The sequence below is a fragment of the Paludibacterium purpuratum genome, from assembly GCF_004363805.1.
GTDB lineage: Bacteria > Pseudomonadota > Gammaproteobacteria > Burkholderiales > Chromobacteriaceae > Paludibacterium > Paludibacterium purpuratum.
In genome coordinates, this window is record NZ_SNZP01000020.1 from 13601 (window position 1) to 25147 (window position 11547).

Genomic DNA, 11547 nt, shown 5'->3' on the forward strand with positions numbered 1-11547 from the left:
ATCCGTTAACCGAGAGGCAAAAAGAAATCGAAACACGCCCCCCCTTCCGCCCGGTTGTGACAATCGACACGGCCACCCAGTTCTTCGGCCACTTTCTTGACGATTGCCAACCCCAAACCCGTGCCACCGGATCGAGTGGTATAGAACGGCTCGAAAAGCCGCTCGCGCTCCTGCTGCACAATACCCGGCCCGGCGTCCGCGACCCGTAGACGCACCATGCCGTCCACCTGGGTCAGATCCAGTTCGATGCAACTGCCTTCCGGGGAGAAAAACACGGCATTTTCCAAGAGATTAGTCATGGCGCCGACCAATGCTTTGCGATCTCCCATCACCGTTATGGCAGAAGGTTGTACGGAAGCGCAAACGAAATAAATACCACGCGCTTGGCATTGTGGAAGAAAAACCGCATGCAAATCGTCTAAAACACTCGCCAGATCAAGCGGTTCCCGCTCGGTCACCTGTCCCCGCACAAAGCCCAGCATATTTTGAATCAACCCCTCCAAAGCCTTGAGGCGCGTCAATATCTTGTCAATAAAACGACTGCGATCTTCCTCTTTCAAATCGGTTTTTTTAAGATTAGATGCGTACAACATTGCAGTAGATAATGGCGTACGCAATTGATGCGCCAGCGAGGCGGCCATACTGCCCATCGCTGCCAGTTTTTCCTGCCGCGCCAATTCGCCCGACAGTTGATTGAGCCGGGTCACATCGTGCAATAGGGCAATCCGCCCGCCCGACCCGGGCAGATCTTTGTATTGCAGGGTCAGGTGGCACCCGTTTTCCAGTCGAAAGGACTGATCGAGCTCGGTGGGCTGTAACAAGGGCAGGATATCCTGCCAGTCGGCGCCTAACACGTGCCGGCCCAGCATCTGGATGGCCGTCGGATTTTCGGAAATCACCCGGCCCTCGTCCGACAGCTCGATCACCCCGGCCGGCAGCGCCTCAAGCAGCATCCCCAGGCGTTCGGCCAGGTTGGCGTTGGCTTCGACTTGGCGACGCAGCGCGTTATTGGCCTCGTCCAGCTGTTGATTGAGCACTGCCGCCTGGCCTTCGAGCTGGCGGTAGGCGCCGATCAACTGATCCGAAACGGCGTTGAATTGCTCGAAAGCCGCTTCGAGTTGCTGTTGATCAGGTAACTTTGAAACATTTTTTTGCATTTGCTTTGCGGTATTTGTAAAAAGCGGTTAATCAGTATGATAATGAGACCACGTAATCTGGGTATACTAGACGTATGCCATAGCGCATTCGTTAAAAAATATCGGGAACTCCCCATAACTGGCGTATAAAGGGAGTGTATACGCCACACAACAAGATGCTGCGGAGGTTGCTGTGTCAGAGCTTCTAAAAAAAATCGATGCCCGAACCAAGCTGGCTGGTACCAATAAACTCGAAATCCTGCTGTTTTCGCTAGGTTTTGATCAGCGAACCAACCGCAAGGAAGTTTTCGGCATCAACGTCTTCAAGGTGCGCGAGGTGATGCGCACGCCCGAGATTACCACTGCGCCGGAAATGCCCTCCTCGGTGGAAGGCATGGTCAGCCTGCGCGGCTCGCTGGTTCCTGTGATCGACTTGGCCAAGTATTCCGGCATCGTGACCAACAGCAAACCCGAGATCATGATCGTCACCGAGTACAACGGCCATACCCAGGGCTTCCTGGTCGAATCGGTGGATACCATCCTACGCCTGGACTGGTCGGCGATGCGCATGCCACCCGACATGATCACCAATCGCATGGCCGGCCTGGTGACTGCCGTCACCGAACTGGACGGCGGTACGCTGGTGATGATGATGGACGTGGAAAAGGTGCTGGCGGAAACCACGCTCAACGACGACGCCCACCTATACATCAACGTCAAGCCGATCCGCGAAGAACGAATGATTTTCTTCGCCGACGATTCGGTGGTGGCGCGCAAGCAAATCGAGCGCACGCTCGAGGTCATGAACATCCATTCTGCCCAGGCGATCAACGGCGCCAAGGCCTGGGAAGAGCTGCAGCGCATGGCGATGCAAGCCGACCTGGCCGGTAAAAAGCTGAACACCATTCTGCACCTGGTGCTGACCGACGTGGAAATGCCGGAAATGGACGGCTATATGCTGACCAAGATGATCAAGAGCGACCCGCGTTTCCAAGGCATTCCGGTGCTGATGCACTCCTCCTTGTCCGGCGCTTCGAACCAGAAGCTCGGCGAGTCGGTGGGTGTGGACGCCTATGTATCGAAATTCGAGCCGCAGAAGCTGTCGATGAAACTGCGCGAAATGCTGAATATTCACGAATAAAAATCGAACAGAATCGGGAAGGGACAGAAGATGGCAGCCAACGACGCCTCCTTGCTGGCAACTGTCGATGCTCGCACCAAGCTGGCGGGTTCCAACAAAATGGAAATCCTGCTGTTCTCGCTTGGCACGCGCGAAACATTCGGCATCAACGTTTTCAAGGTCCGCGAAGTGTCGCAGACCCCCGCCATTACCAAATCGCCCAACATGCCGATCGGCGTGACCGGCGTGCTGTCGCTGCGCGGCAATATCATTCCGGTGATTTCGCTGGCCAAATTCATCTGCCCGGACAATTCGGCGCGACGTTTCGACACGATGATCGTGACCGAATTCAACAAGAGCACCCAGGCGTTCCTGGTCGATTCGGTCGATCGCATCATTCGCGTCGATTGGGACAAGGTGCGCGCGCCGGACAATATGATGATTACCAGCGCCGCCGTGCAGCAAAATCTGATCACGGCGATCACAGAGTTGGAAGACGGCAAGCTGGTTTCGATCCTGGACGTCGAGCAGATCCTGGCCAGCGTGGTCGGCGAAGCACGCGTCCCGGATGTGCCGCAAGCCCAGCTCGGCACCGATCAGTACATGTTCTTCGTCGACGACTCGGCGGTGGCGCGTAAGGAAATTTCCAGCGTATTGGAAAAGATGGGCATCAAATTCCAGCAAGCGACCAATGGCCGCGAAGCCTGGGAACGCCTGCAAATGTTCGCCTCGCGCAATTGGGTCGAGGGCGAATCGCTGCATGACTATCTCAAGGTCATTCTGGTCGACGCCGAGATGCCGGAGATGGACGGCTATGTCCTGACGCGACTGATCAAATCCGATCATCGCTTCAACGGCATTCCGGTCATCATGCACTCGTCGCTCTCCTCGAACGCCAACCGGGCCATGGGCTCGAGCGTCGGGGTCGACGCCTATGTCGCCAAGTTCGATCCGGTGGCATTGGCAGAAACTTTGATTCCTTTCTTGCAAAGGTAATGGTTAGAATTAGCGTTTTTGGATTGACTGAATAATTTCGGGATACACCCTGATGGCAGACAAGAATATGCGCTTTCTCGTGGTGGATGACTTTTCCACGATGCGCCGAATTGTACGCAACCTGCTGAAAGAGCTCGGGTTCACTAACGTGGACGAAGCCGAGGACGGCCAGGTTGCGCTACACAAGCTCAAGACCCAGCACTACGATTTCGTGGTGTCGGATTGGAATATGCCCAATATGACCGGGATTGAGCTTTTGAAGGCGGTACGGTCCGAACCCACCCTCAAGGGACTGCCGTTCATGATGATTACTGCCGAAGCCAAGCGGGAGAACATTATCGAAGCGGCCATGGCGGGCGCCAGCGGTTACATCGTCAAGCCTTTCACCGCGGCGACGCTGGAAGAGAAGATGAACAAAATCTTCCAGACCATGAACAAATAAGAACCGGACCCACCAGGGGCCTGTATCAGGAGGAATGATCGTGCCGGATCACATCTTGGAAAACGGCGATTCGCCAGAGCTCGAGGAGTTGTTCAACTCCATCGCGCATCAAGTTCAGGACACTACCGCGGCCGAGCAGGCACAGCCCGCCGCCCCCGCCGTAGAGTCGCCTGCGACGCCTGCGGCGACCGCGCCCATCGACCCAAGCCAGGTCGATCCAGTAATAATGTACGAACAGATTGGCCAATTGACTCGCAAGCTGCATGACGCCATGCAGTCGATGGGCTACGACAAGTCGTTGGAAAGCATGGTGGAGTTGCTTCCGGATGCCAAGGATCGACTCACCTACATCGCAACGCTAACCGAGACCGCTGCGGAACGCGTGCTCAACGCCACCGACATCGCCAAGCCGATTCAGGATGGCCTGGAAACGCAAGCCGATGCGCTGGCCAAGCGCTGGAACATGGTCTTCGCCAACCAGATGTCGGTCGGCGACTTCAAGCAACTGGCGGAGGAAACCCGCAGCTTCTTGACCACGGTGCCGGAACAGACTCAGGCGACCAGCACGCAACTGCTGGAAATCGTCATGGCGCAGGATTTCCAGGATCTGACCGGCCAAGTCATCAAGAAGATGATGGATATGTTCAAGGGTATCGAGCATGAGTTGGTATCGTTCCTGATTGCCTACTCGCCGACCGTGAAGCACGTCCAGGTCGATACCAGCCTGCTCAACGGCCCGGTCGTCAACCCGGAAGGGCGCACCGATGTGGTGACCAGCCAGCAGCAGGTTGACGATCTGCTTGAAAGCCTGGGGTTCTAACAAGAGTCGTAAGACATTGAGTACGAGGATGTCACCATGAGTGAATTCGGCGGAATGGAAGAGCTGCTGCAGGACTTTCTGATGGAGTCGAACGACCTGCTGTCGGACGTCGACAACAAATTGGTCGAACTGGAAAAACGTCCAGACGACAAGGCCCTGCTCAACGATATCTTTCGGGGTTTCCACACCATCAAGGGCGGTGCCGGCTTTCTCAACGTGACAGCCATGGTCACGTTGTGCCACCGCACGGAAAACCTGTTCGACAAACTGCGTAACAGCGAATTGAGCCTGTCGCCCGAAGTGATGGACGTGATCCTCAGCGCCACCGGCGTGGTGCAGGATATGTTCGGCACGCTGGGACAAGGCCTGATGCCGCAACCGTGCGATCCGGCGCTGTTGGCCGCGCTTGACGCCGTACTGGCCGGCGAAAGCCCGAGCAGCGCACAAGCCGCCGCACCGGCACCGGCACCCGCTCCAGCCAGCGCCGCCCCGGCACCGGCTCCTGCACAGCCCGCCGCCGCACCGGCGGATGGCGGACCGGACTGGAACGCGCTGCATCAAAGCGTGACCGGCAGCCAGCCGGCAGCCCAGGCCGCCCCGGCACCAGCAGCGGCGCCCGCGCCGGCTCCCGCACCGGTGGCCGAGGTCGTCGCACCGGCGGCCGTTCCCGCACCGGTCGCGGCCGTCCCGCCGCCGTCGCCCGCCAAGACACAGCCCACCGTGGCGCAGGCCAAGGCCGGCGGCAACGTCAGCGGGCCGCAGGAAAACACCATCCGTATCGATACGGTACGCCTGGACATGGTACTCAACCTGTCCGGCGAAATCGGGCTGACCAAGAACCGCTTGACCACCCTGCGTACCGAAATCCTGCAGGGCAATCACGATACCAATACGCTGCGCTCGCTCGACGAATCGATCAGCCAGCTCGATCTGCTGGTCGGGGATCTGCAAAACGCGGTCATGAAGACCCGGATGCAGCCGATTGGCCGACTGTTCCAGAAATACCCGCGTTTGGCGCGCGATTTGGCGCGTCAGTTGGGCAAGGAAGTGGAGTTGGTGCTCTCGGGCGAGGAAACCGAACTCGACAAGACCATGATCGAGGATTTGAACGATCCGCTGGTGCACTTGGTGCGCAACGCGGTCGATCATGGCTGCGAACTGCCCAACGAGCGGATCGCCATCGGCAAGAAGCCGCAGTCGACCGTGCAACTGACCGCCGAACAAGTCGGCGATCATATCTTGATCGAAATTACCGACGACGGCCGCGGCATGAATGCCGACTCCCTGCGTCGCAAGGCGATCGAGAAGGGCCTGATCGACGTAGAAACGGCCAACTCGCTGGACGAGAAGCAGTGTCTGCAGTTGATCTTCCTGCCCGGCTTCTCGACCAAGGATCAGATTTCCAGCGTTTCCGGCCGCGGCGTCGGCATGGATGTGGTGCGCACCAACATCCAGAAGCTCAATGGCCGCATCGACATCAGCTCGGTGCCGGGCGAAGGCACGCGCATGAGCATCTCGCTGCCGCTGACCCTGGCGATTTTGCCGGTACTGGTGGTACGCGTCTGCAACCAGGCTTTTGCAGTGCCGCTGGCGATGGTGCGGGAAATCATCACCATCGATCCGGACGCCATCCAGGAAGTCTCCGGCAAGCCGACCATCGTGGTTCGCGACGAGATCCTGCCGCTGAAGACATTGGCCGGCCTACTCGGCTGGGAACCGACTCAGAAGCCCTGCTTCGGGGTGCTGATGCAGTCGGCGGAAAAGGCGTTCATCCTGGCGATCGATTCGTTCATCGGTCGAGACGATGTCGTGATCAAGCCGCTGCAAAACATCCGCCCCAAAGGCGTTGCCGGCGCCACGCTTTCCGGCGACGGCTCGGTGGTTCTGGTGCTGGACATGGAAGACCTCCTGTCCGCCAACGAGGCCGGCGGCGGTACCCGAATGTCAGAATTAATTTCCATATAAGCAGGCATGACAACAAAGAACGCATTCATTGGTAGACAACCCGTCTTAAACCGAAATCAGCAGCTCATAGGTTATGAGCTGCTTTTTCGTCCCACGGCCGTGGCCGATGCCGCCGGTCCGACCGCCATTCTCGAAGCCGATACCCAGGTTCTGGTCAACACGCTGAACCACATGGGCACGAGCTGGCTGGTCGGCAATAAGCTCGCCTTCATCAATGTCGGCGAGGAGATGCTCACGAGCGATTTCCTCGAACTATTGCCGCCGCGCCGCATCATCCTGGAAATTCCGCCGGATATCCCGCTCAGTGCCGAACTACAGTCGCGCGTGCGCCACTTGCGCTCGATGGGCTTCAGCATCGCGCTGGATAAGTTCCGCTTCGAGGCGCCATCGGCAGCCTTCCTCGAACATGCGAGCTACGTCAAACTCGATGTGCAGGACACGCCTGCCAACGATTTCCAGATGTGCGCCGCACGCCTGCGCAGCTTCCCGGTCAGCCGCATTGCCGAGCGCGTCGAAACCCGCGAGCAATTCCATCGTTGCCACGACCTGGGGCTGGACGGCTTCCAAGGCTTTTACTTCGCCCGGCCGGAAACACTGTCCGCCAAGGTCATCAATGCGACCTTTGCCAACACGCTGACACTGCTCAATTTGCTGCGTCAGGATGCGGACATACGCGCACTGGAAGATGTACTCAAGCGCGACGTCGCCTTGTCGTTCAAACTACTGCGCTATGTCAATTCGGCAGCGGCCGGCCTGAATACCTCCATCACCTCTTTCGCGCATGCCGTGACTGTGCTGGGTTACAAGAAGCTATACCGTTGGCTGACCTTGCTGCTGATCACCGCCGACGACGGCGATGCCGTGCCGCCGGCGCTGCAGAAAACCGTGGTCACCCGCGGCCGTCTGATGGAGCTACTGGGTCAGGGCAAGGGCTTATCGCCGGAAACCTGCGACAATCTGTTCATCACCGGCATGTTCAGTCTGCTGAACGTACTGTTCGACATGCCGATGGATGCCGTCATCGCGCACATGCATCTGCCCGAGACCATCAAGGCGGCGCTACTGGGCGGAGATAGCGACTACACGCCTTATCTGCGCTTGGCGCGAGCCTGCGAGGAACTATCGTTGGCCGAAGTCCCGGAACTGTGTACCGAACTCGGCTTGAACAGCGAGCGTTTCAACCTGGCCCACACCTCCGCGCTGGCCTGGGTAGAAGGCCTCGGCTTATAATGCCCGGTTCCGACCCGACTCGAGCGCGCTGATGAACTGCCTGGCCATCGACACTTCCACCGACTTCCTGTCGCTCGCACTGCAGTGGCAGGGACAACTGACGGTACTGCACGAACCGGCCGGACAGGCGCACGCCGAGCGTGCGCTGCCTGGCGTACGGCGATTGCTCGACGACATGGGCGTCAGCCTATCGCAATTGGATAGCGTGATTTTCGGCCAGGGCCCCGGCTCGTTCACCGGGCTGCGCATCGCCTGCGGCCTGGCCCAGGGCCTGGCGTTCTCCGCCGACTTGCCGGTGATCGCCATTCCAACGCTCGACGCCATGGCGATCCAGGCACGGGGGCGCGTGCTGGTTTGCCTGGATGCGCGCATGCAGCAGGTGTATTGCGCCTGCTACGATACCGAGCACTGGCAACGCCTGACGCCGATCACCCTGCAAAACCCCGAAGATGTCGCACTCCCCGACCAAGCGTGCGACTGGGTCGGCGTGGGCTCCGGATTCCGCCAATACCGTCAAGCGCTGACAGAACGCCTGGCGGCACAACTCGCTTCGGTCGACGACCAGGTCGTGCCGGCCGCAACCCATCTGATCCGACTGGCCGCAAGCGGTCGCTACCCGTCCACCCACGCGCGCGAGGCCAGCCTGCTCTATGTGCGCGACAAGGTGGCATTGACGAGCCAAGAACAACAGGCGCTGCGCAAATGATCGCCTTTCGCGCCGGTAAACCCGGCGACGTCGAGGAGATGGCGGCGCTGGAAGCACGCGCCACCGCGCACCCCTGGCGTATAGGGCAGTATCGCGATTCGCTACTCGCCGGCCATCTCTGCCTGGTCATGACGCAGGACGACACGGTGTGCGGCCAGGCATTCGCCATGTTGGTATTGAACGAGGCCGAAATTCTCAACATCGCCATCGACCCCACTCATCAAGGCCAGGGCTGGGGACGCCAGTTGCTCGATGAACTGCTGACACAGCTTCGCCAGTTCGGCGCCCACCGAGTCTTCCTGGAGGTGCGCGAGAGCAACCGGGCAGCCCGGAGCTTGTACCAGCACCGCGGCTTCGTCGAAACGGGGTTGCGAAAGCACTACTACCCGACCGCAACCGGTCGGGAACATGCCATTCTGATGGAGATTCAGCTGTGAGCCGCAAGCCGCAGATCGTCGAAGCACTTGGACTCGGGCCGATCTGGCAAGTCCGCGACGCGCGGCTCGCCGCGCATCCGGCCAGCAGTTGGCTGCAGGCGCCCGCCCAGATCGAGGCGCCCGCGCCGCTCCCCATGATCGAGTGCGCATCCCAAGAACAGGACATGGCGGTCGCCATGCCCTCCCCCGAGCCCGCCAGTCCGCCGGCAAGCGACTTTACCCAGCAGCCCGCGCCAAACGTCGCGCCGTCGTCGACCGAGCAACCAAGCTGGGAGGCGCTCGAGAGCGCCGTGCGCTCGTGCCAGCTGTGCCGCCTCTGCAACACCCGTACTCAACCGGTGTTCGGTCGCGGCAACCGCCACGCACGTTGGATGATCGTGGGCGAAGCCCCGGGAGAGCAGGAAGATCGACAAGGCCAACCCTTCGTCGGACGGGCAGGAAAGCTGCTCGACAACATGCTGGCCGCGGCCGGACTCTCGCCGCAGGACGACGTTTTCATCGCCAATGTGCTGAAATGCCGCCCACCGGGCAACCGCAACCCAGCGGGCGACGAAATCGCCGCCTGCCAGCCATACCTGCTGCAGCAGATCGCCCACATCCAGCCCGACATTATCTTGGCGCTGGGCCGGTTCGCCGCGCAAACCCTGTTGCAGACCGAACTGAGCATCAGCCGCTTACGCGGCAAAGTGCACGATTACCAAGGCCATCCGCTGATCGTCAGCTATCACCCGGCCTACCTGCTGCGCAATCCACCCGATAAATCCAAGGCCTGGCAAGACTGGGTACTGGCGAAACGCACGTTGGCGTAGCGGGATGGTGCGTTGCTTCGCGAACGCACCCTACTCATGAAACGTACATTGGCGTAGGTTGCATTCGCCGCAGGCAATGCAACAAGTGCAAAAAACAAAAAACCCTTCGATTTCGAAGGGTTTTTCATGTGTGCCACGTCACCGGAGCCAGGCTTACTTCAGCTTGGTTTCCTTGTACAGAACATGCTTGCGGGCGACGGGATCGAACTTCTTGATCTCCATCTTTTCCGGCATGGTGCGCTTGTTCTTGGAGGTGGTGTAGAAATGGCCAGTGCCGGCAGTCGATTCCAGCTTAATCTTGTCGCGCATGGTATACCTCAGTCGCTATCCGTGTTGTCGCCGAATCAGATCTCGCCGCGAGCGCGCAGATCTGCCAGGACAGCATCGATGCCCAGCTTATCGATCGTGCGCAGCGCAGCATTGGAGATGCGCAGGCGGATCCAGCGGTTTTCGCTTTCTACCCAGAACTTGCGATATTGCAGGTTCGGCAGAAAACGACGTTTCGTTTTGTTGTTGGCGTGGGAAACGTTGTTCCCGGTCATCGGACGCTTGCCGGTGACTTTGCAAACACGCGCCATGTTGAACTCCCAAAACCGGTAAAACTGGCTTTATACCACAAAATCTGCGTTATATTCAAGCCAGTGCACGCCTTGTGCCCAATATTCGGGGCAATGCGGCGTCGCGTTATTTAAATGGATGAATTGCGCAGTATACCCTCAATTCGGCATTCAAGTCGAATCCTCTGCACGAAAGAGGCCGCCCATGTCGCATATTTGTGGCATGCCCGCACGAGCGCCATCCAGCGTCAGCCCCCTCCCTTGCCGCACACCCCGACATCGTCGGCCTATTTCTCCGACGGCAGAAGATTCTTCTCAAGACAGTTAATGACTTTTCCGATTTTAGTGCGTTGACGGGCTGTGCACGCGCCACCCAAATTGACAGCCGCTCGGTGAGCCAATCCGACTTCCGGTTGACCGCGCATGCAAACAACATCTCGCACAAGGAAAAAAACAAATGGAAACCCATATCCCAGCCAGCAGCGCCGACGCGACACAATCTTCTTCAGGCTTGCGCACGAAGCGGGCCACGTTCGCAAAGGCCGACAACACCTCCGGCGCCGATGCCGGCGACGGCGTCGTCGTCGTCATCGACGGCCAGCGCTGGACTCTCTCCGGCGCAAACGAGGCCGACGTACGCAGGAAGCTGCTCAGCATGGCCTCAACCGATGGCGACGACACCATCAACGGTTTCAGCAGCCCCGACATTCTGAAGGGTGGCCTGGGTAACGACGTACTCGCCGGAGGTTCGGGAAACGACAAATACTACTATTACCGCGGCGATGGCCACGACACCATTATCGAAAACCGGGACGGGGGCTTTGATTACTTGGAACTCAAAGGCATTCACCCGGACGAGGTGACTGTCGCGCGCAATGGCAACGACTACATCGTGCACATCAGGGAATCCTCGCCCGGCGCCAATGACGGCGGTTCGGTCACGCTCAAGGACATGTTCCGCGGCGAGGACTACACGGGCTTCAACCGTGGCGTGGAGGTCATTGTTTTTCACGACGCAACCACCAGTTGGAACCTGGACACGATGCTCGCCAAGCTGTCGGAGCCAGCCGGCGACGACAACATCGGTGGCGGCACATGGGTCCAGGACGTGTTGGACTTCCTCGGCCAGACGCCCCTTCCCGTCGAGGCGCATTTCGCTCCGGCACCCCCCATCGTCCACCTCAGCGAATGGATGTCGCCCTCTCCGACCGAGGAACTGCAGCGCTTCCTGTCGCAGCCCGCAAGCACCGGTATGCCATAAGCCAAGTTTTGCCAGCCGGTTTTCCAAGGCACGGATAGGCAATGGAGACAGATCGCCCGCGTATCAAG

The 11547-nt window shown here is 59.2% G+C and carries 13 protein-coding genes; 10 read left to right on the top strand and 3 right to left on the bottom strand.

The genetic code is table 11. The features are described from left to right. Window positions 1–5: 5 nt before the first annotated feature. A complete protein-coding gene (locus DFP86_RS18305) occupies window positions 6–1157 on the bottom strand; it encodes an ATP-binding protein (RefSeq protein ID WP_133683994.1) in 1152 nt (383 codons plus the stop codon). A gap of 172 nt (window positions 1158–1329) precedes the next feature. Here DFP86_RS18305 and DFP86_RS18310 point away from each other — a divergent pair, with 172 nt between their 5' ends. Genes DFP86_RS18310 through DFP86_RS18350 form a run of 9 tightly spaced genes read left to right on the top strand, consistent with a single transcriptional unit; the run spans window position 1330 to window position 9661 of the window. After that, complete coding sequence (locus DFP86_RS18310) at window positions 1330–2277, top strand: chemotaxis protein (RefSeq protein WP_133683996.1); 948 nt, start codon at window positions 1330–1332, stop codon at window positions 2275–2277. Window positions 2278–2307: 30 nt separating this feature from the next. Further along, window positions 2308–3252, top strand: a complete 945-nt coding sequence (locus DFP86_RS18315; protein WP_133683998.1) for a chemotaxis protein — start codon at window positions 2308–2310, stop codon at window positions 3250–3252. A gap of 52 nt (window positions 3253–3304) precedes the next feature. Then, window positions 3305–3694 carry a chemotaxis response regulator CheY gene (gene cheY / locus DFP86_RS18320; RefSeq protein ID WP_133684000.1) on the top strand — a complete coding sequence of 130 codons (390 nt, stop codon included), beginning with the start codon at window positions 3305–3307 and terminating at the stop codon, window positions 3692–3694. A gap of 34 nt (window positions 3695–3728) precedes the next feature. Beyond that, a complete protein-coding gene (gene cheZ, locus DFP86_RS18325; RefSeq protein ID WP_243729442.1) occupies window positions 3729–4514 on the top strand; it encodes a protein phosphatase CheZ in 786 nt (261 codons plus the stop codon). 36 nt (window positions 4515–4550) lie between these two features. Beyond that, window positions 4551–6479: a chemotaxis protein CheA gene (locus DFP86_RS18330; RefSeq protein ID WP_133684004.1), complete on the top strand. Its 1929-nt coding sequence runs from the start codon at window positions 4551–4553 to the stop codon at window positions 6477–6479. A gap of 6 nt (window positions 6480–6485) precedes the next feature. Beyond that, entirely contained in the window at window positions 6486–7709 is a 1224-nt protein-coding gene (locus tag DFP86_RS18335; RefSeq protein ID WP_133684007.1) for an EAL and HDOD domain-containing protein, read from the top strand. Window positions 7710–7740: 31 nt separating this feature from the next. Beyond that, on the top strand, window positions 7741–8415 hold the full coding sequence (gene tsaB / locus DFP86_RS18340) for a tRNA (adenosine(37)-N6)-threonylcarbamoyltransferase complex dimerization subunit type 1 TsaB (protein WP_133684009.1): 675 nt from the start codon (window positions 7741–7743) through the stop codon (window positions 8413–8415). Continuing rightward, window positions 8412–8852 carry a ribosomal protein S18-alanine N-acetyltransferase gene (gene rimI, locus DFP86_RS18345; RefSeq protein WP_133684011.1) on the top strand — a complete coding sequence of 147 codons (441 nt, stop codon included), beginning with the start codon at window positions 8412–8414 and terminating at the stop codon, window positions 8850–8852. The genes tsaB and rimI overlap by 4 nt, the downstream gene beginning before the upstream one ends. After that, window positions 8849–9661 (top strand): uracil-DNA glycosylase, encoded by an 813-nt coding sequence (locus DFP86_RS18350; RefSeq protein ID WP_133684013.1) that lies wholly within the window; start codon window positions 8849–8851, stop codon window positions 9659–9661. The genes rimI and DFP86_RS18350 overlap by 4 nt, the downstream gene beginning before the upstream one ends. Before the next feature lie 153 nt (window positions 9662–9814). On the opposite strand, the gene rpmG is transcribed toward DFP86_RS18350, so the two are convergent. Both rpmG and rpmB read right to left on the bottom strand, forming a co-directional pair. After that, window positions 9815–9970, bottom strand: coding sequence for a 50S ribosomal protein L33 (gene rpmG / locus DFP86_RS18355; protein WP_133684015.1), 156 nt, complete (start codon window positions 9968–9970; stop codon window positions 9815–9817). Window positions 9971–10005: 35 nt separating this feature from the next. Further along, the gene (rpmB, locus tag DFP86_RS18360; protein WP_133684017.1) at window positions 10006–10239 is read right to left on the bottom strand and encodes a 50S ribosomal protein L28; all 234 of its coding nucleotides are present in this window, start codon (window positions 10237–10239) and stop codon (window positions 10006–10008) included. 436 nt (window positions 10240–10675) lie between these two features. Between rpmB and DFP86_RS18365 the strand changes: the two genes are divergently transcribed. Next, window positions 10676–11479 (top strand): calcium-binding protein, encoded by an 804-nt coding sequence (locus DFP86_RS18365; RefSeq protein ID WP_133684019.1) that lies wholly within the window; start codon window positions 10676–10678, stop codon window positions 11477–11479. Window positions 11480–11547: the final 68 nt, after the last annotated feature.